This window comes from Caulobacter sp. GW821-FHT11A05 (genome assembly GCF_058809015.1).
In genome coordinates this window covers 18,236-38,879 of sequence record NZ_JBXASF010000022.1, presented here as the reverse complement: position 1 = coordinate 38,879, position 20,644 = coordinate 18,236, and the positions used below count along the sequence as shown (strand labels likewise).

Genomic DNA, 20,644 nt, shown 5'->3' with positions numbered 1-20,644 from the left:
ATGGCCTACGTCGATGGATTCGTGCTCGCGGTAACCAAGGACAAGCTCGACGACTACAAGAAGATCACCGAGATCGCCGGCACGGTGTGGATGGAGTACGGCGCCCTCTCCTATGTCGAATGCGTCGCCGACGATGTGCCCTACGGCGAGCTGACCAGCTTCCCCCGCGCCGTACAGGCCACGGACGACGAGGTCGTGGTCTTCTCCTGGATCACCTACGAGTCGAAGGCAAAGCGCGACGAGGTCAACGCCAAGGTCATGGCCGACCCGCGCATGGCGGACGCCCCCGATTGCCCCTTCGACCCCAAGCGGATGATCTTCGGCGGCTTCAAGGAGCTGACCCGCTTCTAGTAGTCGCGCCGCCAGCGCACCGAGAGCTTGCTCTCGCCGCCGCCGGCGATGCGGCTGACCAGCGACAGGTTCTTGCGGATCCGCCACTCGACCTGCACGGCCTCGCCCTCGCGGCCGCCGCCGATCAGTTCGAGATAGACGTCGTTGGTCAGGTACTTGCCGCCGGCCACGGTGACGCCGGTCAGGTCGGTGCCGCCGATGGTCAGCCGGTCCAGGCCGGCCAGCTGGCGGATATTGCCGATGACGTCGAAGCCGCCGCCGCCCGCGAGGGCCGCCAAGGCTGAAGCCAGCTGGGCCGCCTCGTATGGCGAAAGCTGCGCCGCCGAGGAGCCGAACAGCACCCGGCTGAGCACCTCGTCCTGCGGCAGCTGCGGCGAGGAGGTCAGCCGGATCTCCGGCTTGGCGGCCGTGCCCTCGACGTGGATCACGGCGGTGACGCTGGGGTCCTCGCGGGTGGCGGTCAGGTTGAGGCGGATCTTGGAAGGGTCGGTCGACAGGGTGACGCTGCCGCGTTCGTCGAACTCGAACCGCTTGCCGGCGAAGTCGTACTCGCCGCGCACCACCCGCGCCGTGCCGGTCAAGAGCGGCTTGGCGGTGGTGCCGCCGACGTTGGCGTCGAGGCTCATCTCGACGTCCAGGCCGCGGCCACGGACGAAGATGCCCCTCGGCGCCCGCAGGTCGATGGCCAGGTCGATGGCCGCGCCCCGGGTCTCGGCGGCCGCCGCGGCCTCGGCGCGGCGGGAGGCCGGGGTCTTGGGCTTGTTGATCTCGACGACGTCCATCGGCGTCACGCCGCTTGGGCTCAGCGGCTCAGCGGCGATCTCGGCCCGGTCGATGCGCAGGGAGCCCTCCACCCGGGGATTGCCGGCGGCGCCCCGGTTGATCGTCACCTGGCCGGTGGCCATGGCCTCGGCGATGTCGTTGTCGATGACCTGGAAGCGGGTCAGGTCGAGCCGGAAGCTGCTGGCCCCCTCGCGCAGCAGGCTGACCCGGCCGGAGCCCGAGGCCTTGCCGCCCTTGGGGTCGTTGGCGCTGACCTGGCTGATGTCGATGGCGTTGTCGGCGAAAGCGGCGGTGAGCGACAGGTTGCGCAGCTTCAGGCCCGTGGCCCCGTCCTCAAAGGCCCCGCCGGTCAGCTGGCCCTGGCCCACCAGGCGCGGGTCGGCCAGGGTGCCGCCGAGGATGCCGTTGACGGCGATCTGCCCGCTGAGCGAGCGGTCGCCGCTCATCAGCAGGTCCCACAGCGGCTTGATCTCGCCGTTGGCGCTGAAGGCCCCCTGGGCCGGCCGGCGACGGTCGATGGCCAGCCGCAGCGGCGCCGCCGAGGCGACGGCCGGCAGCACGAAGTTGCCCTGGGCGGTCAGGCCCTGGGCGCTTTTGGCGCTGGCCTCGATGGTGATGGCGCGATCGTTCAGCCGGGCCTGCACCGTGCCGTCGAGCGTCAGCAGCTTGCCCGAGCCCCGGGCGCGGACGTTCTTCAGGGTGGCGTCGAGCGCCCCGGTCAGGGTGTCGCCCTGGCCGCGCAGGGTCAGCTTGGCGTCGGCCCGCCCCGCGAGGTCCTGGTTGAAGGCGGCCAGCGGCAGGCCGGTGATGTCGGCGACGATGTCGGCGCTGCCCTTGGCGATACGGGCGTCGATAGCGGCGGTGCCGGTGTTGTCGCCGCGCTGGCCGCTGGCGGCGGCGAGCTTCAGGTGGGCCTCGGTCACCGGCCCGCCGAAGACCAGCAGGGCGGTCTCGGTGGTGCGGATCTGCGTCCGCCCCAGCTTGCCCGACCCGTCGAGGGTCAGCTGCCAGCCCTGGGCCTGCGGCCGTTCGGTGAGCACGCCGTTGGCATCCAGCGTGTACGCTCCGTTGGGCGCCGCCCCGCTGGCCTGGATGCGCAGCGGCAGGCGGTCGAGCGGCCCGTCGGCGGTGATGGTCGCCGCATCCAGGGTCAGGCCGGCGGCGTCGCGCAGCACCGCGTCCTTGGCGGTCAGGTTCAGGGTGGCCCGCGCCCCGCCAGCGGCGTCGACCACCTTGGCCGTGCCGGCGATCGAGCCCTCGGTCAGCAGCACCCCGGGCCCGATGGCCAACACCAGGTCGGCCGAGGACGGCCGGCCGCGCCGCAGCGCCACCGACCCTTGCGCCTTCACCCCGCCGGCGTCGGCGTCGAGGCCCGACAGGTTCACCCCGCCCTGCGTGAAGGCGAAATCGGTGCGCAGCCGGGCCGGGCCGTACGGGCTCTCGGCGTTGAGGGCGAAGGCCCCGTCGCCGCCGCCCGGCCGCTGCATGAAGGTCAGGGTCAGGGCGGCGTTGCGCAGCGGCAGGCGCGGCACGTCGATCTGGTCGACCTGGGCGGTCAGGTCGGCGCGCGGGGCCGACAGGGCGCCGCTGATCGCGCCGGTCCCCTTGGCCTTGCCGGCCACCTCGACGGGCCCGACCCGGAACGGCCCCTCGGCGTTCCAGTCCAGCTTGAAGGCCAGCTCGCCCTTGGCCCCCAGCCGCCCGGCGCCTTTGGCAAAGGCCTTGTCGCCGTCCAGCCGCGCCTCGGCGACATCGACCGCGCCGTTCAGCAGGCTGGCCTTGCCGCGCAGCCGAGGCGCGGGGCCGAGCAACCGGTCCAGCTCGCTGACCCCCAGCGCCAGCCCAGTTCCCTTGGCGTCGACGGTGAACACCCAGGGCTTGCCGGCGCCGCCCTGGTCGGCCGACCAGCTGCCCGCCAGCCGCCCCTTGCCGCCCAGCTTGGCGGCCCCGAAATTCCACAGCTCTGCCTTGCCCTTGAACGACAACCCGCCGAGCAGGCCGCGCGAGCCACTGGCGTCGACCTTCAGCCCCGCGCCGTTGGCCCGCACCCGCTTCAGCAGCACCCGGCCGTCCTTGAGGATGGCGATGTCGCCGTCCGCGGTCGGCCGCGATCCCAGCAGGGCGGCCAGATACCCCTGCCCGCGCCCGCCGGCCCCGGTCAGGTTCGTCACGATACCGATCTCGCCCTTGGTCCGGGCCAGGGTCACCGGGCCGGCGACCGAACCCAGGGTGTAGCCCGCCAGGCTGACGTTGGCGCCGCGTGCGTCGCCCCTCAGCGTGAACCCGTTGATATCGCCGTTGAACCGGCCGACGAAGTTGGCCTGACCCTTGACCGAGCCGAGGCTCAGCCGCTCCAGCGCGGGCGTGTTGCCGGTCACCGCCAGCCCGCCCGGCCCGGCCAGCCGCTTGCCAAGGTCCGCCGGCCCGACGGCGGTCGCCGACAGGGTCTCGGAGTCCAGCCGGGCGTTGAGGTTGTAGAAAGCCCCTGCGCCCTTGGCGCCGACGATGTCGAACTTGACCTGCGGCCCGAACAGCCTGGCGTAGAGGCCGGTCAGTCGCGAGGCGTCGAGGCGCACATAGCCGTTGGCGGCCCCGCCCTTGGCGTCCCAGGCCCCGTCGGCCTTGGCCGGTTGGTTGGGGCCGGAGGTGACCAGCAGCTTGAACTGCCCGACCTTGGTGGTGCCCCGCGCCTGGGCGTCCAGCGCGAAGGGCTGGGCCGCGTCCAGCCCCAACGCCCCGGCCAGCGCCCCGCCCTTGGCCTCCGAGGCCCGGGCGTTGACCAGCAGGGCGTTGGAACGGCCCAGGTCGAAGGCGACGTCGGCGAAGTCGCCCTGGTGCATCAGGCTGCGGGCCACGAACCGCCCGGCCGTGCCGCCGCCGCCCCGCTGCAGCGCCAGCCGCCCGGAGAGATCGAACCGGCCCTCGACCTGGCTGAAGGCCGGCCTGGACTCGACCTTGGCCTGCAGGGCGTCGATCAGGATGGTGACCGGCAGCGAGCCGGACTTCTCCTTCGGCGTCAGGGTCGGCCGGCGGATCAGGGTGACCTGTTCGGCGTGGATGGCGTCGGCGTGGAAGCGGCGCACGAACAGCTCGTGGTAGCGCCACTTCATGTTGAGGTTCCGGCCCTCCAGCCAGGTCCCCTTCTCGTCGTAGATGATCAGTCGGCGGATGGTGACGTTGCGCCAGATGTCGCCGCTGACCCCCTCGATCTTCAGCCGTCCATAGCGGCCGATCTTCAGCCCGTTGGCCTGCGCCTCGACAAACGCCAGCCCCGGCACGGTGTTGAGCCCGAAGCGCACCCCGACCGCCACGGTCGCCACGATGATCACCGCGATCGTCGAGATCAGGATGATCCAGCCTTGCGGGCTGCTGGGGAACAGGCGGCGGCGATGATCCGGCGCCCGGACCGGCAGGCCTTCTTCAGGCGTGCTGTCAGTCGGCGCGCTCAAAACGCCTGGCCTATGCTGATGTAGATCTGGAAGGCGGCGTCATCGTCGCGCGGGTCCAGCGGGAAGGCGATGTCGGCGCGGATCGGCCCGAAGCCCAGGTTGTAGCGCACCCCGAAGCCAACCCCGGCGCTGAAGTCGTCGCCGCCCGGGAAACTCTCGGTCCCCACCGCGCCGCCGTCGATGAAGGCCACCGCGCCCCAGCGGTCGGTGATCTGGTAGCGCAGCTCGACCGAGGCCTCGGCCAGGGAAATCCCACCCAGCGGCGTCGAGCTGATCCGCGGCCCGATGGCCTGGTAGCCGTAGCCGCGCACAGACCCGCCGCCGCCCGAATAGAACCGCCGCGCCGCCGGCACGTCCGTCGAGTCGGCGCCGGTGATCATCCCGGCCTTCACGCGGCTGGCGATGACGAACTTCTCCTCCTTGTCGAGCGGCAGGTAGAGGCTGCCCTGGCCGGTGACCTTCAGATAGGTCAGCTGCGCGTCGCCGAAGGTGACGATCGGCTCGGCCCGCGCCTCGAACCGCCAGCCGCTCTTGGGGTCCAGCGGATCGCTTGAGCGGTCCAGAGCGAAGGCCCCCAGCAGGGAGACGTTGAACAGGTCGCGGTCGATGCCGCGCAGCACGACATTGCCGATGGTCAGAATCTCGGCCACCCGGCCGCCATCCACCGAGGCGCCGTAGGTCAAATAGGCGTTGATCCCCGTCCGCCGGGTGACGTCGGCGGTCAGCGAGGCGCCGGTCTGGTCGTAGGCGTCGGTGACCTCATTGTAGACGCTGGCGGTCATGGTCAGCGTCTGGCGCGGCTCGCGCCAGTGCGGCAGCGAGACCCGGTAGTCGAGCCGCTGCTGCAGCTCGGCTAGCCGCAGGGCGATGACCCGGGTGTCGGCCCGCTTCCAGCCGTTGTAGCGGGTGGTGGTGATGTCGAGGCCGGCGCCCTCGGCGGTCGAATAGCCGGCCCCGATCTCCAGCGAGCGGCGCGGCCGGTCCTTGAGGGTCAGCAGCACGGGCCGCCAGCCTTCCGGCGTCACCTGGTCGGCCGGCTGCAGGGCGACCGAGACGGTGTCGAAGGCGCCGGTCTCGCGCAGTCGCCGCTCCAGCTCGCCCATCTCGTCGGGGACGTAGACTGAGCCCGGCTTCCAGGGGACCAGCTTCCGGATCCAGTCGCGGTCGGTCCGGCCCCGATAGTCGATGACCAGCCCGTCCAGCTTGACCAGCGGCCCGGCGTCGATCCGATACGTCGGCATGACGCTCTGGTCGGCGTGGTCGACAATGACTTCCCGCGGCAGCGCCAGGGCATCGGCATGGCCGCGCTGCTGGATGGCCGACAGGATGCGGCCCTCGGCCGACAGCACGTCCTGGGCCCGGCCCGGCGCGCCGCGGCGCAGGGCCATGGCCAGGGTCCCGGCGCTCTGCACCTCGGGGGCCGGCGGGATGTTCTCCCAGTTGATCGACGGCCGCTTGATGCGGAACTGCGGGCCAAGCGTCACCGCCACCACGGCCCGGGGGGCGGCCTCGCTGGCCCCCTCGTCCTCGCTGTCGGCCAGGTCGGTGGCCACCTCGCTGGCGTAATAGCCTTCCGAGCGCAGCACGGCGGTGGCGGACTCGGCGGCCTCGCGGCCGCGCCGGCGGGCCTCGAACCGCGAGGTCGCCGGCTTGTCGGCCGTGCCGATGGCGGTCTGGATCAGGGCGCGCAGGTCCTCGTCGGTGACGCCCTGCACATTGGCCTTGGGCTCTTCGGCTCGCGCGGCGAGCGCCGGGACCGTGAGGCCCGCGGCAAGAACGACAAAGAGCAAAAGGCGGTGGGTCGCCAATCCGTCCATCCTTGCGAAGCGCCCCATGGTCAGTCCTAGCGACGCTCGTCCGGGATGTCACCCCGGCCCAAGCGTCAAAAGGACTTGCGCGCTAGTCGGGCGAAATCACGGCGGCCCCGAGGTCTGGAAACACCTTGCCGACCTTGCCCAGCAGGTAGTCGCCGTAGGTCCCCTGGAAGCCGGCCGGATCGACCCCGTCCCAGCGCTCGCCGGGGGGTGCGTTCTCGCGGCCGGGCAGCGGCCGGATCACCGCGTCGAAGGCCGGATCGAAGAACAGGGGGAATGACAATCGGTCCTTGCCGCTGGTGTTGCGCACCCGGTGCGGCGTCGAGCGGAACTCGCCGCCGGTCAGCCGGTCCAGCATGTCGCCGATGTTACAGACGAAGGCGCCGGGCACGGGCGGCGCCTCGATCCAGCCCGACGGCGTCTTCACCTTCAGCCCGCCAAGGTCGTCCTGGGCCAACAGGGTCAGCAGGCCGTAGTCGGTGTGCTCGCCGACCCCCCAGCCGGCGTCGCCCTCCGGCGCGGCCGGATAGTGGAAGATGCGGAACAGCACGGTCGGGTCGGCCGTATAGGTCCGGGCGAAATAGTCGGCCGGCAGGTCCAGGCTCAGCGCCACCCCCTGCATCACCGCGTGCGCCGCCCGCTCCGTTCCGGCCACGAAGGCCTCCACCGCCGGCCGCAGCCCCGGCAGGGCGGCGGGCCAGAGGTTGGCCCCATGCATCGGCAGCCCGGCCCGCACGCGCGGATCATCGGCCCCCAGCTCCTGGCCCAGATACAGCCCCTCCTTGCGGTCAGGCTGGCCGGAGGTCAGCTCGCCGCCGAGCGGAAACCAGCCCCGCCAAGCCCGCCCACCCCGGCTCATGGCGATGGCCTCCTTGTCGGCCCCGGGCAGGGCGAAGAAGGCGCGCGACTGGCGGTCCAGTTCGGCCAGCACGGCGCCCGACACCCCATGGCCGACGATGTAGAAGAACCCCAGCGACCGGCAGGCCGTGCCGATCCGACGGGCGGTCTCGGCGCGAGTGTCAGGATCGCTCCCAAACAGCGGCGCCACGTCGATGATCGGCAGGCTCTGGTCCATGCCGACAGCCTAGCCTGCCCGCGCTACAGCGCCCAGTCGCCGCTGGCCCCCGTGACGTTGCCGTTGACCTTCATCTGGTAGTCGGCCTTGCCGTCACCGTTGACGTCCAGCCGCAGCAGGGTGGTGCTCCCGGCCAGCAGCAGGGTCATCTCGCCGGCATGCTTGGTGAAATTCGCAACCAGGGTGAAGGCCTGGTCGCCGTCCGCCAGGGTGTTGGCGTCGACGCCGCTGAGGTCCAGCCGGTCGCCGTGGGCGTGGACGAAATCGTAGATCGTGTCGGTCTCCAGCGTCGGGCCGAAGGCGTGGGCGAGAACGAAGGTGTCGGCCCCCGACCCGCCGCGCAGCAGGTCGTTGTTCAGCCCGCCGATGATGACGTCGTTCCCGGCCCCGCCATCGATCGTGTCGACTCCGGCCCCGCCGTCCAGCCGGTTGTCGCCGGTGTTGCCCTTCATGTTGTTGCCGGCGCCGTTGCCGGTGGCGCCGATGTTGTCGACCCCGGTCAGCTGCAGGGCCTCGATCTCGGCGATCATGGTCCAGCCGTCGACGCCGACCTTGGCCGTGTCGGTCCCCTCGCCGGCCAGTTCGACGATGACGTCGTCGAGGTCGTTCAGAATGTAGATGTCGTTGCCCAGGCCGCCGATCACCGTGTCGGCCCCCGCCCCGCCGTTCAGGGTGTCGGTCCCCTCGCCGCCCTCCAGCCGGTCGGCCCCGGCGTCGCCGTTCAGAATGTCGTTGCCAATGCCGCCCAGCAGGCGATCAACGCCGTCGCCGCCGTTCAGGGTGTCGCTGCCGACCTCCCCGGCCAGCTGGTCGTCGCCCTCGTCGCCGCGCAGGGTGTCGTTGCCGTCGCCGCCGCTCAGCCGGTCAAGGCCGGCGTTGCCGCTGAGCGTGTCGTTGCCGAGGCCGCCTTCCAGCCGGTCGGCGCCGTTGTCGCCCTGCAGGACATCATTGCCCGCCCCGCCGATCAGCCAGTCATTGTCGTCGCCGCCGAACAGGTAGTCATTGCCGTCGCCGCCATCGAGCACATCGTAGGCGCCCAGGCCGTACAGCTTGTCGATGCCGGCCGCGCCGTTCAGCCGATCGCCCGAGGCGCCGCCCGTCCGCGTCTCGGCCAAGGCCGTGCCGTTGAAGACGATGCCGCTCAGCTGGCCGAAGACCAGGAAGGTCGAGCCCGAGCCGCTGTAGCCGACGTCGGATCCGCGCGAACCGATCAGGAAATCGGCCAGGCCGTCGCCGTTGATGTCGCCCGCCGCGGCCACGGCCCGCCCCGACTGGTCATTGGCCAGCTCCCCGTCGATCTCGAAGCCCGTGGTCCCGTTGAGGCTGGAGAGCTCCAGCGTCGCCCCGAAGGCGCCGCGGCCATAGACGACATAGCTGGCCCCGCTGGCGCTGCGCCCGTTCGGGTCGGCGACGTAGGCGCCGATGAGGATGTCGTCCCAGCCGTCGCCGTTGACATCGCCCGCCCCGGCCACGCTGCCGCCGGCCCTGTCATTGGCCAACTCACCGTTGATGCGGAAACCATTGGTCCCATCGAGCGCCGCGAGCGTCATGTTGGCGCTCCAGCCGTCGGCCTTGCCAAACACCACATAGGCCCCGCCGGCGTTGCTCTGGCCAACGGGGTCAAGCGTCTCCGCCCCGATCACCAGGTCGGCATAGCCGTCGCCGTTGACGTCGCCGGCGCCCGCCACCGAAGCCCCGGCGCCATCGCCGGCCGCCGCGCCGTTCAGCTGGAAGCCGTTGGTTCCGTCCAGGCTGGCCAGACTGATGTCGCCCGCCCAGCCGCCCACCTTGCCGAACACCACATAGGCGGCGCCCGAGTTGGCGCCATTCGGGTCGGCGTATTTGGTGCCGATGATCAGGTCGGTCAGGCCGTCGCCATTGACGTCGCCGGCCGAGGCGATCGAGGCGCCGGCCAGCTCGTTGGCGATCTCGCCGTTGATGCGAACGCCATTGGTCCCGGTCAGGCCGCCCAGCGCCTGGGTGGTGGCGAAGGCATCAGCCTTGCCGAACAGCACATAGATCGAGCCGGAAGACTCCAGCCCGGCCCCGTCATGGATTCGGGCGGCGACCACCAGATCGTTCAGTCCGTCGCCGTTGAAGTCGGCCAGCGTCGTCACCGCCGCCCCGGCCTGGTCGCCGGCCGCCTCGCCGGGGACGCGGAAGCCGTTGCTCCCGTTCAGCGCCGCGAGATCGACGGTGTTCCAGCCGCCGGCATGGCCGAAGACCACGTAGGCCGCGCCGGAATCCAGTCCCCCCAGGTCGCCCTTGCGCGCCCCGACCACCACGTCCCCAAAACCGTCGTTGTTGAGGTCGCCGGCCGCCGACACCGAAAAGCCGGCCTCCTCGTTGAGCGTCCGCCCCTCGATGATGAAGCCGCTGGTCCCGGTCAGGTCGGCCAGCGCCACATTGGCGCTCCAGCCGCCGGCATGGCCGAACACCACATAGGCCGAGCCTGAATAGACCCCGCCGGCGTCATTGTAGTGCGCCCCGATGATCAGGTCGGCGAAGCCGTCGCCGTTGACGTCGCCGGCCCGGGCCACCGAAATCCCCGACTGGTCGCCGCCCAGCAGGCCGTTGAACTGGACGCCGGTCGTCCCGTTCAGCGTGTCGAGATTGAATACCGCCGCGAACGCCATCTGCCCCCCGGGTCGGGCTCAAGGGGCCCAACCTCTGTCCGGCGCAATATAACGGTGTCGGCCCAACCCGCCCAAGGGCTTTCGCCTGCGTGCAAACGCCGCCCCGTCGCCCTTGTGTCGGAAGGCCGGGGCTTGCACAGTCCCCGCCATGGCTCTCGACTTCATTCCGCGCGAAATCCACGAACTGGCGCGCGATCTGACCAACGTCGCCGACTTCAAGCTGTTGATGGTCGGCAAATCCTACCTGACGCCCGGCGGCGTCGTCGCCTGCCTGCTGTTCATCCTGCTGGCCCTGGGGGTGTCGCGCATCGCCGGCCGGCTGTTCCGGAGGGTGCGCGACCGGGCCCCGAGTTCTGCGCCGTCCATCTACATCGCCGAGAAGCTGACCACCTACGGCACGGTGGTGGTCGGCATCTACATGGGCGTCTCGGCCCTGGGCGTCGACCTCTCCAGCCTCAGCCTGTTCGCCGGGGCCCTCGGCGTCGGCCTGGGCTTTGGCCTGCAGGGGGTGGTCAAGGAGTTCATCTCCGGCCTGGTGCTGATCTTCGACCGGCTGATCCGCATCGGCGACTACCTGGAACTGCAGACCGGCGAGCGCGGCGTCGTCGCCGAGATCGGTCCACGCGCGGTGCGGCTGCGCAACAACGACGACCTCGACGTGCTGGTCCCCAACAGCCGGCTGATCGAGCAGCCGGTGACCAACTGGACCCATCAGAACAGCCTGCGCCGCATGCACATCCCCTTCCGGGTGGCCTATGGCTCGGACAAGGCCGCCGTGCGCGACGCGGTGCTGAAGGCCGCCCACGACGTACCCTTTACGATGGAGGACACCGCCCGGCGCCGCACCCAGGTCTGGCTGGTCGGCTTCGGTGAAAGCGCCATGTCGTTCGAACTGGTGGTCTGGCCGACCCTGGAGGCGGTGAAACGCCCCAACGCCGCCCATGCCGCCTACACCTGGGCGGTCGAGGACGCCCTGCGCGCCGGCGGCTTCGAGATTCCCTTCCCGCAGCAGGAGCTGCGCCTGCGCGGCCTGTTCGGCCAGGAGGGCGACGCCGCCCGCGACGCCCTGCGTCTGAAGGTTCCCCGCAAGGCCGCCCCGACCGGCGACGGCGCCGCCGCCGTCACCCCCAACGACGCGGCCGAGGATCTGGCCCGCGGGGCCGAGGAAGACGCCGAAAACGCCGTGCCTGGGATGGCCCTGCCGGATGGCGAAAAGCCGGCGACCTAAAGTTCAGCGGTTTCCCCTCGATCCGCTCATCCCGGCGAACGCCGGGACCCAGATTCGGCCACCAGCGTTAGAATCTCATTCCTGAACAGCCGGCGCTCAGGCGGCTGGGTCCCGGCATTCGCCGGGATGAGCGGATCTGGGGCATTCACTGAATGTGTGGTTGATCCTAGTCGAGGCTCAAGACCACCACCGACCGCGCCGGCAGCTCGACCGCCAGGTTTCCACCCTTCAGCTTCGCGCCCTTGAAGGCCACGGGAACAACCGCGCCCGGCTTGGCGAAGGTGTTGACCGTGTCGATGGCCGGCGCCGTCAGCAGCCGCCCTTCAACCCGCTTGGCCTTCACGCCCGGCAGCGCCAGGTCCAGGCTCACCGGCTTGGCCGGGTCGAGGTTGACCAGCGCCAGGTACACGCGTCCCGAGGCGTCGCGCCCCGCCGAGGCGTGGACGCCGGGCAGCCGCACGTCGCCGAACCGGTACTCGGGCGCAGCGATCTCGACCGGCAGGGCCGTCGCCCCCTGGAAGACCTTGTACATGTCGAACACATGGTAGGTCGGGGTCAGCACCATCTTCTCCCCGTCGGTCAGGATCATCGCCTGCAGGACGTTGACCATCTGGGCGACGTTGGCCATCCGCACCCGGTCGGCGTGGTTTTGGAAGATGTCCAGGTGGATGGCGGCCACCAGGGCGTCGCGCATGCTGTTCTGTTGGTACAGGAAGGCCCCGTTGGTCCCCGGCTCACTGTCCAGCCAGATGCCCCACTCGTCGACAAACAGGGCGACCCGCTTCTTCGGATCGAAGCGATCCATCACCGCGCTGTGCGCCGTGACGAACTCGTCCATCTGCACCGCGCCCTTGAGCGCCCCGACCCAACCGGCCTCGCCAAAGCCCGTGGACGGGCCCTTGACGGTCCAGTCGCCGGTCGGGATGGTGTAGGCGTGCAGCGCCAGGGCGTCGAGCTGGTCGCGCGCCTTGGACATCATCGTCTCGGTCCACCCGACGTCGCCCCCGGGCGGACCGACCCCGACCTTGACGATCGGCTTGTCCCAGGGCGACTTCACGAAGGTCGCGAACTGCTTATAGACATCGGCGTAGTACTCGGCCCGCATGTTCCCACCGCAGCCCCAGGTCTCGTTACCGATGCCCAGGTAGTCGACCTTCCAGCCCTTCTCCCGACCGTTGGCGCGGCGCTCCTTGGCCAGCGTCCCGCCGCTGTCGGAGGTCAGGTATTCGATCCACTGGTTCATCTCCTGCGGCGTGCCGGAACCGAGATTGGCGCTGACATAGGTCTTGGCGCCGATCAGTTCAGCGAATTCCATGAACTCATGGGTCCCGAAGCTGTTGGGCTCCTCGACGCCGCCCCAGCTCATGTTCAGCCGCACCGGACGCTGTCCGCGCGGGCCGATGCCGTCGCGCCAGTGGTACTCGTCGGCGAAGCAGCCGCCCGGCCAGCGCACCACCGGCACCTTGATGGCCTTCAGCGCCGCCACGACGTCGTTGCGATAGCCGCGGATGTTGGGAATGGCCGAGTCCTCCCCGACCCAGATCCCGCCGTAGATGCCCGCCCCCAGATGTTCGGCGAACTGTCCCTGCAGCTCCGGCGCCATCACCGCCCCCGGCCGGTCGGCACGCAGCACGCCAGTCACGGGGGCCGCCAATGCCGGCGCCGCCGCCAAGGCCAGCGTCAGCCCGATAGCCCAAGATCGATAGCCCATGGTTTCCTCGCCGGATCATCCGCGTCATTGTTATGGTAGCGCTAACAAGAACGGATTACTCTGACAATAGGGATTGTCTCAGAGCAGCCAGTCGGCGCTCTCACCCGTCACGTCGCCGTTAAGCTTCATCTGGTAGTCGACCTTGCCGTCGCCGGTGATGTCGAGCCGCAAGGTCGTGATCCCGCCGGCGAAGGTCAGGGTCATCTCGCCGGCGTGCTTGCCGAACGCCCCGACCAGGGTAAAGGCGTTGTCGCTCCCGCCGGCGATGGCGTCGATGCCCGACAGGTCGATCCAGTCGCCCTCGGCCGTCGAGAAGTCATAGACCTGATCGGTCTCCAGGGTGGCGGCGATGCTGTCCTGTCCGACCACGAACCGGTCCAGCCCCAGCCCGCCGCGCAGCAGGTCGTTGCCCGCCCCGCCCCGAATGGCGTCGTTCCCGTCATTGCCGTTGATGGTGTCCACCCCGGCCAGCCCCGACAGCACATTGGCCCCGCCGTTGCCCTGCAGGTTGTTGGCATTGGCGTTGCCGGTCCCGTCGAGGTCGTCGCTCCCTTGCAGCTCCAGCCCCTCGACGTGGAACCACAGGTCACTCACCGTCCGGTACGACCGGATGATGTCGTACCCCTCGCCCGTGAACTCGATGGCCGTGTCGCTCTCCCCGGCCTGGAAGATGTAGATGTCGTTCCCTGTGCCGCCGTACAGCGCGTCGTCGCCTGCCCCGCCATCGAGCAGGTCGTTGCCGTCATTGCCCTCCAGCGCATCGGCGTCCGCGCCGCCGTCCATCCGGTCCGCGCCGGTCCCGCCGGCCAGGTAGTCCTCGCCCAGGCCGCCAAACAGCTTGTCGCCGTCCGCCCCGCCGAACAGCTGATCCTCGCCCGCGTCGCCGTTCAGGACGTCGCCGCCGGCGTCGCCCTGCAGCACATCGATCCCGCCGCCGCCGTTCAGCACATCGCCCCTGTCGCCGCCGCTCATCTGGTCGTCGCCGGCCAGGCCGTTGAAGGTGTCGTTGCCGATCCCGCCCATCAGCCGGTCGTCCCCGAAGCCGCCGTTCAGCACCCCGCCGGCGGCGCTGGCCGTCCGGTCGACCTGGCCATAGATGACGTAGACCGCGCCGACGAGCGGCGAGCCCGGCGGCGGTACGGTTCCGCTGACCACCAGGTCATCGATCCCGTCGCCGTTGAGGTCACCCGCGCCGTCCACCGACCAGCCGATGCCCTGGGCCGGTCCGCTGATCCTGAAGCCGTTCGCTCCGTCGAGGTCGGTGTCCAGAACGGTGGCGGCGAAGGGGTTGATCGCGGCGTTGCGCCCGAAGATCACATAGGCCTCGCCCCAGTCGCCGTTCGCGGATCGGCTGCCGACGATGATGTCGGCCAGCCCGTCACCGTTGATGTCGCCGGCCGGCCCCGCGTCCTGCGTGAACCCGTTCGGATCGGTCGCGTAGAAGGTGAAGCCATTGGCCCCGTTCAACTGGCCGACCGTCGGCAAACTGGCCCAGCCGGCCACGCCGGGGTTGAAGAAGACCGAGACCCCCACCCCGAAGTTGACCATCAGGTCGTCCAGTCCGTCGCCGTTGACGTCGCCGACGTTGTCCAGGCTCAGCCCGGCCATATCGCCTCCGAGCACGCCGCCCACGGCGCCCTGAAGATCATCGGCCGAATAGGCCGCTGCAAACGCCCCCGCCGTCGCCACATCGCGCCCATAGAGAACGTAGGGCGGCGCAGCGCCGCCAGCCGTGATGATCAGGTCGTTCAGACCATCGCCATTGATGTCGAAGCTGGCGTCGACAGCGCCCCCGAAACGGCCTGTGCTGACGCCGTGGATGACGAAGCCGTCGGTCCCGTCCAGCGTCGACAGCGGCCTTTGCGCCGGAAAGGCGCCGTCCGTGGCCGTGTTCCGGCCGAACACCACATAGAGGTCGCCGTTGTCCTGGTCCGCATAGGGCATCCCGAGATAGAAATCGTCGATCCCGTCGCCGTTGATATCCCCCGCCGATCCGACCTCGACGGAAGAATCGCCGTCGTCGGGATCATAGGGCGGTGTGTCCAGCTTGAAGCCGTTCGATCCGTTCAGGCTCGGAACGTTGATGAAGATCGACGCCGCCGCCGGACCGCCGAAGACGACATAGACCATCCCCTGATCGAGAACGGGGGAAACCCCGATCACGACATCGTCGAAGCCATCACCGTTCACATCGCCGGTCACGCCCGCGAACTGGTTCTTGTAGACGGAGTTGAACGCCGCGAGGGTCATGGCCTGCGCCAGGCCCGGCCCGCCCACCCCGCCGAGAAAGACCTGGACGCTGTAGCGGGATCCGATGAGCAGATCGTCGATCCCGTCGCCGTTCACATCGCCCCGCATGTCCAGGGCGAACCCGCCGAGCAGACTGGTCGAGATGGTCAGACCATGGTTGCCGCCGAGGGTGGACGGATCGATTGTCGCGGCGAATGGCATGGCGGTGAGCCCCTGTGCAGATCAGGGGAGTTCAATAGTCACCGTTCGCCTTCCGCGGCAGTGTACATAGTCTGCCCTAATCGCCCGCTCACAGCATCCAGTCGCCGCTCTCGCCGGTGACATCGCCGTTGAGCTTCATTTGGTAGTCGACCTTGCCGTCGCCGTTCACATCGAGCCGCAGGGTGGTGATGCCGCTGGCGAAGCTCAGGGTCATTTCGCCGGCGTGCTTGGTGAAAGCGCCGACCAGGATGAAGGCGTCGTCGCCGCCCCCGGCCTTGGCGTCGATGCCCGACAGGTCGATGAAATCACTCTCGGCGGCCGAGAAATCGTAGACCTGATCGGTCTCCAGCGTGGCCGTGATGCTCTCCTGCAGCACCACGAAGCGGTCCTGTCCGAGACCGCCGCGCAGCAGGTCGTTGCCCACCCCGCCGATGATGACATCGTCCCCATCATTGCCGTTGATCGTATCCACCCCGCCCCGGCCCGATAGCCGGTTGGTCCCGCTGTTGCCCTGCAGGTTGTTGGCCAGATCGCCGCCGGTCCCGTCGAGGTCGGCGCTCCCCTGCAGCTCAAGGCCTTCGATATGGTAGTACAGGTCGCTCACGGTCCGGTACGAGCGGACGATGTCGAAGCCGTCGTTCGCGAACTCGATGGCGACGTCGTTCTCGCCGGCCTGGAACAGGAAGATGTCGTTGCCGGCGTCGCCATAGAGCCTGTCGTCGCCGGTCCCGCCGTCGATGTAGTCGTTGCCCTGGTGTCCTTCCAGCACATCGGCCCCGACGCCGCCCTCCATGCGGTCGTTACCCGTCCCGCCGCGCAGGACGTCGTCACCGTCGCCGCCGAACAGCTTGTCGCCGTCCAGCCCGCCGACCAGCTGATCGTCGCCCGCATCGCCGTTCAGCACATCGCCGCCGGCCCCGCCGTACAGCCGGTCGCTACCGTCGCCGCCATTCAGGATGTCGCCCTTGTCGTCGCCATCGAGCTCATCGTCGCCAGCCAGTCCGTTCAGCACGTCGTTGCCGACGCCGCCAAGCATCCAGTCGTGGGAGGCGCCGCCGGTCATGGTTCCGCCGGCCGCGCCGGCTATCCGGCTGACCTGGCCATAGATGATGTAGACGGACGGGTCGTTGTTCGTGCCGATCGTGCTGACCATCAGGTCGTCGACTCCGTCCCGGTTGATATCGCCGGCGGCCGAGACCGAGTAGCCGGTGTAGGCGCCGCCGCCGAAGATCCTGAACCCGTCCGCCGCGGTCATGGTCTGGACGTTGAAACTGGCGGAGAAGGGATTGGTCGCGCCGTCGCGGCCGTAGACCACATAGGCGGCGCCGTCGGCGCCGCCTTCCTTGGACGAGCCGATGATCAGGTCATCACGGCCGTCGCCGTTGACGTCCCCGGCGCGGCTGATCGAATAGCCGAAGCCCTGTTCCTGCTGGGTCGTCCTCACCCGGAAACCGTTGACGCCGTTGGGCGTGCCGACGGTGACGTTTCCGGTCCAGCCGGCCGCCCCCCCGAACAGGATGTCGACCCAGTTGGACCCCGTCCGTCCGGCGCTGAGCGCCAGGTCGTCGAACCCGTCGCCGTTGATGTCGCCGATCGCCTCGACCTCCTGGCTCCTGAGCCGGTTGCTGGTGATCACAAGCCCGTCCGCCGGACCCAGCGCATCGGCCGCGTAGTCGGCCTGGAAGTCGCCCTGCGTCGCGGTGTCCCGTCCGAACATCACCACCGTGCCGCCGTAGGCGGTTCCGAGGATCAGATCGGTGACGCCATCGCCGTTCACGTCCATGGAGGCGACGCTCTTGCCGATATAGGCGCCGGCCAGCCGAAAGCCGTTGGTCCCATCGAGATCGGCGATGTTCATGACCGCCGGAAACGCCGCGCCCCCGGACCCGTCACGGCCGAAGACGACATAGCCCTCGCCGCCGATCAGGCTGCCGCCGCCGCTCGTGATGCCGCCGTAAGCCCCGAAGAACAGGTCGTCGAAACCGTCGCCATTGATGTCGCCGATCCCCTCGATCATCGGGGTGAAGCGCAGATCGGCGCTCCAGTTGACGATGAAACCATCGGCGCCGTTGAGGCCGTAGCTGTTCACCGCCGCCAGGTTCGCCGCGCCGAAATACACCACGGCGCCGGGGCCCCGCCCGGTGTCCAGGGTGGAGATGACGCCGAAGTCGGCGAAGCCGTCGCCATTCACATCGCCCAGGGCGCCGGACAGATGCAGGCTCTGTAAGGCGTAGAAACCGTTGAAGGGTCCAATGGACCCGCCGCCCGACAGGACGTTGGCCTCCTGAAAGCCGCCGACCAAGCCGTCCTCGAAGCCGTCGCCATCCACGTCGCCGGCGCCTGCGAGGCTGTGTCCGAACCCGAAGGTCCCGTCGATACGATAGCCCGTCAGGCTGTTGAGGGTCGCCAGATCGAATGTCGCGCCGAAGGCCATGGCTTCAGGTCCTTGCCGTGTTGCAGGACCCTTCTGATACTCACCGACACGCGCGCCCGGCAGTGTACATAGTTTGCACTATTGCCGGTTCAGAGCACCCAATCCCCGCTCTCGCCGGTGACATCGCCGTTGATCTTCAGCTGATAGTCGGCCTTGCCGTCGCCGTTCTGATCGAGCCGCAGGGTGGTGATCCCGCCCGCGAAGGTCAGGGTCATCTCGCCGGCGTGCTTGGTGAAGGTGGTCCCGACATAGGTGAAGGCGTCGTCGCTTCCGCCGGCGATAGCGTCGATGGCGGACAGGTAGATGAGGTCGCCCTCGGCGGTCGAGAAGTCGTAGATCTGGTCGGTCTCCAGGGTCGGGCGGCCGAGGCTTTCCTGGAAGATGAAGAACTCGTCCCGGCCGATCCCGCCGCGCAGCAGGTCGTTGCCGACGCCGCCGACGATGCGGTCATCGCCGTCGTTGCCGTTGAGGGTATCGACGCCGGCATTGCCCTGCAGCAGGTTCTCGCCGCTGTTGCCCTGGATATTGTTCGACAGGCTGTTGCCGTAGACGCCGACGTGGTCGCTTCCGGTCAGCTCGGCGCCCTCGACGTTGTCGAACATGGTCAGTTCGCGGTCGGTGCGGATGATGTCGTAGCCCTCGCCGGCCGCTTCGACGATGACGTCGTAGTCGTTCGGGTGGAGGATGTAGACGTCGTTGCCCAGGCCGCCGGTGAGGGTGTCTTCGCCGTCGCCGCCGTCGAGGGTGTCGTTGCCGTCGCCGCCGGTCAGGCTGTCGTTGTCGTCGCCGCCTTCCATGCGGTCGTTGCCCAGGCCTCCGGTCAGGCTGTCGGCCCCGGTTCCGCCGTACAGCTTGTCGGCCCCGACGCCGCCGTCGATCTGGTCATCGCCGTCATCGCCGTTCAGCACATCGCCGCCCGATCCGCCCAGCAGGTCGTCCGCCCCGTCGCCGCCGGACAGGACATCGCTCATCGCCCCGCCATCCAGGACGTCGTCGCCGGCCATGCCGCTGAGCACGTCGTTGCCGTCCAGCCCGCTCAAGCTGTCATGCGATGCCCCGCCGGTGCGGGCCTCGTTCGCCGCCGTGCCAGTGAAGCCGACACGGCCGTAGATCACGTAGCTGGCGCCGGCGGAGCTGATCGCGTTCGGGTCGGCGCCGACGGCCCCGATGATCAGGTCGTCGACGCCGTCGCCGTTGACATCCCCGGCCGAAGCCACCGAGAAACCGGCCGAATCGAGCTCAAGGGCGCCATCGATCCGGAAGCCGTCCGTTCCGTCCAGGGCGCTCAGGTCGAGGTCGGCGGTGAAGCCGGTCGCCTTGCCGAAGACCACATAGCTGGCGCCGGCGCCGTTGACGCCGTTCGGGTCGACGCCCGCGGCCCCGATGATCAGGTCGTCGATGCCGTCTCCGTTGACATCTCCCGCCGAGGCCACCCGTCGGCCGGCCCCGTCATTCGCCGACAGGCCAAGGATGCGGAAGCCGTTGGTTCCGTCCAGGGCGACCGGGTTCAAGTCGGCGGCGAAGGCTCCGGCGATGGCGGTGTTCTTGCCGAACACCACATAGCTGGCGCCGGCGTTTGCTCCGTTCACAGCGACGGTGTACGCCCCGACGATCAGGTCATCGATCCCGTCGCCGTTGACGTCACCCGCCGAGGCCACCGAGCGGCCAAGCTGGTCGTCTGTCGCCGCGCCGCTGATCCGGAAGCCATTGGTCCCGTCCAGGGCGGCAAGGTCCAGGTTGGCGGCGAAGGCCCCAGCCGTGGCCGTGTCCTTGCCGAACACCACATAGCTGGCGCCGGCGAAGCTGACGCCGTTCGGGTCGGCGGCCGAGGCCCCGATGATCAGATCGTCGACGCCGTCGCCGTTGATGTCGCCCGCCGAGGCGACCGAATTGCCGCTGAAATCGCCCGACGTCGCGCCGTCGATCCGGAAGCCATTGGTTCCGTCCAGCGCGCTCAGATCAAGATCGCTCGCGAAAGCCCCGGCCACGGCCGTCTCCTTGCCGAACACCACATAGCTGGCGCCCGCGGCGGACCGTCCGTTCGGGGCTGCGGTGATGGCCCCAATGATCAGGTCGTCGACGCCGTCACCGTTGATGTCCCCCGCCGAGGCGACCGCGCGGCCGCTGGTTTCGCCCGCCGACGCGCCGATGATCCGGAAGCCGTTGGTTCCGTTCAGCGCGCTCAGGGTCAGGTTCGCCGCGAACGGCCCGGTGGCGGCCGTATCCTTGCCGAACACAACATAGCTGGCTCCGTTCGCACCGACGCCCATGGCTCCGATGATCAGGTCGTCGATGCCGTCGCCGTTGACGTCGCCCGCCGAGGCGGATGAGTAGCCGCTATACTCGTTTGTGGTCACGCCGCTGAGCTTGAAGCCGTTGCTGCCGTCCAGGGCGTTCAGGTTCAGGTTCGCCGCGAAATTTCCGACGACCGCCGTATCCCTGCCGAACACCACATAGCTGGCGCCCGATTTGCTCCCGTTCGGGTCGGCCCACCAGGTCGAGATCATCAGATCATCGATGCCGTCGCCGTTGACGTCCCCCGCCGAGGCGGTGATCCAACCGCTCAGGTCGGTCATGGCCTCCCCGTTGATCTTGAAGCCGGTGGCCTCGTCGAGGGCGCCGAGGTTGATCGTGGCGGCAAAGGGCATGGGAGAGCTCCTGTCGGAGCCGGCCCCCGTTGGCCCCCCGATTTGAGCATCCTCAGAACACGGA

At 69.4% G+C, this 20,644-nt stretch carries 10 protein-coding genes; 2 read left to right on the top strand and 8 right to left on the bottom strand.

Features of this window, described 5'->3' with window-relative positions:
- On the top strand, window positions 1-351 hold the full coding sequence (locus AC1RSK_RS22560; protein ID WP_492909934.1) for a DUF1428 domain-containing protein: 351 nt from the start codon (window positions 1-3) through the stop codon (window positions 349-351).
- Here the strand turns inward: AC1RSK_RS22560 and AC1RSK_RS22555 are convergent.
- From AC1RSK_RS22555 to AC1RSK_RS22540, 4 genes are all read right to left on the bottom strand, one after another.
- Window positions 348-4,583, bottom strand: coding sequence for a translocation/assembly module TamB domain-containing protein (locus AC1RSK_RS22555; protein ID WP_492909933.1), 4,236 nt, complete (start codon window positions 4,581-4,583; stop codon window positions 348-350). The genes AC1RSK_RS22560 and AC1RSK_RS22555 overlap by 4 nt on opposite strands.
- Window positions 4,580-6,391: an autotransporter assembly complex protein TamA gene (locus AC1RSK_RS22550; RefSeq protein WP_492909932.1), complete on the bottom strand. Its 1,812-nt coding sequence runs from the start codon at window positions 6,389-6,391 to the stop codon at window positions 4,580-4,582. Before AC1RSK_RS22550 ends, AC1RSK_RS22555 begins: the two co-directional genes overlap by 4 nt.
- Before the next feature lie 91 nt (window positions 6,392-6,482).
- Window positions 6,483-7,472, bottom strand: coding sequence for an isopenicillin N synthase family dioxygenase (locus AC1RSK_RS22545; RefSeq protein WP_492909931.1), 990 nt, complete (start codon window positions 7,470-7,472; stop codon window positions 6,483-6,485).
- Window positions 7,473-7,495: 23 nt separating this feature from the next.
- The gene (locus AC1RSK_RS22540; RefSeq protein WP_492909930.1) at window positions 7,496-10,108 is read right to left on the bottom strand and encodes a hypothetical protein; all 2,613 of its coding nucleotides are present in this window, start codon (window positions 10,106-10,108) and stop codon (window positions 7,496-7,498) included.
- 148 nt (window positions 10,109-10,256) lie between these two features.
- On the opposite strand from AC1RSK_RS22540, the gene AC1RSK_RS22535 reads away from it, so the two are divergent.
- On the top strand, window positions 10,257-11,336 hold the full coding sequence (locus AC1RSK_RS22535) for a mechanosensitive ion channel family protein (protein WP_492909929.1): 1,080 nt from the start codon (window positions 10,257-10,259) through the stop codon (window positions 11,334-11,336).
- Between the two features lie 166 nt (window positions 11,337-11,502).
- On the opposite strand, the gene AC1RSK_RS22530 is transcribed toward AC1RSK_RS22535, so the two are convergent.
- The 4 genes from AC1RSK_RS22530 to AC1RSK_RS22515 form a co-directional block, all read right to left on the bottom strand.
- Window positions 11,503-13,047 carry an alpha-N-arabinofuranosidase gene (locus tag AC1RSK_RS22530; protein ID WP_492909928.1) on the bottom strand — a complete coding sequence of 515 codons (1,545 nt, stop codon included), beginning with the start codon at window positions 13,045-13,047 and terminating at the stop codon, window positions 11,503-11,505.
- Window positions 13,048-13,125: 78 nt separating this feature from the next.
- A complete protein-coding gene (locus AC1RSK_RS22525; RefSeq protein ID WP_492909927.1) occupies window positions 13,126-15,498 on the bottom strand; it encodes a calcium-binding protein in 2,373 nt (790 codons plus the stop codon).
- A gap of 88 nt (window positions 15,499-15,586) precedes the next feature.
- Window positions 15,587-17,932, bottom strand: a complete 2,346-nt coding sequence (locus tag AC1RSK_RS22520; RefSeq protein ID WP_492909926.1) for a calcium-binding protein — start codon at window positions 17,930-17,932, stop codon at window positions 15,587-15,589.
- 89 nt (window positions 17,933-18,021) lie between these two features.
- Window positions 18,022-20,580: a hypothetical protein gene (locus tag AC1RSK_RS22515; RefSeq protein WP_492909925.1), complete on the bottom strand. Its 2,559-nt coding sequence runs from the start codon at window positions 20,578-20,580 to the stop codon at window positions 18,022-18,024.
- Window positions 20,581-20,644: the final 64 nt, after the last annotated feature.

Bases quoted from the DNA above. Each gene is read 5' to 3' on its own strand.
- AC1RSK_RS22560 (WP_492909934.1), top strand. From the start codon at position 1: ATGGCCTACGTCGATGGATTCGTGCTCGCGGTAACCAAGGACAAGCTC.
- AC1RSK_RS22545 (WP_492909931.1), bottom strand. From the start codon at position 7,472: ATGGACCAGAGCCTGCCGATCATCGACGTGGCGCCGCTGTTTGGGAGC.
- AC1RSK_RS22540 (WP_492909930.1), bottom strand. From the start codon at position 10,108: ATGGCGTTCGCGGCGGTATTCAATCTCGACACGCTGAACGGGACGACC.
- AC1RSK_RS22535 (WP_492909929.1), top strand. From the start codon at position 10,257: ATGGCTCTCGACTTCATTCCGCGCGAAATCCACGAACTGGCGCGCGAT.
- AC1RSK_RS22530 (WP_492909928.1), bottom strand. From the start codon at position 13,047: ATGGGCTATCGATCTTGGGCTATCGGGCTGACGCTGGCCTTGGCGGCG.
- AC1RSK_RS22525 (WP_492909927.1), bottom strand. From the start codon at position 15,498: ATGCCATTCGCCGCGACAATCGATCCGTCCACCCTCGGCGGCAACCAT.
- AC1RSK_RS22520 (WP_492909926.1), bottom strand. From the start codon at position 17,932: ATGGCCTTCGGCGCGACATTCGATCTGGCGACCCTCAACAGCCTGACG.
- AC1RSK_RS22515 (WP_492909925.1), bottom strand. From the start codon at position 20,580: ATGCCCTTTGCCGCCACGATCAACCTCGGCGCCCTCGACGAGGCCACC.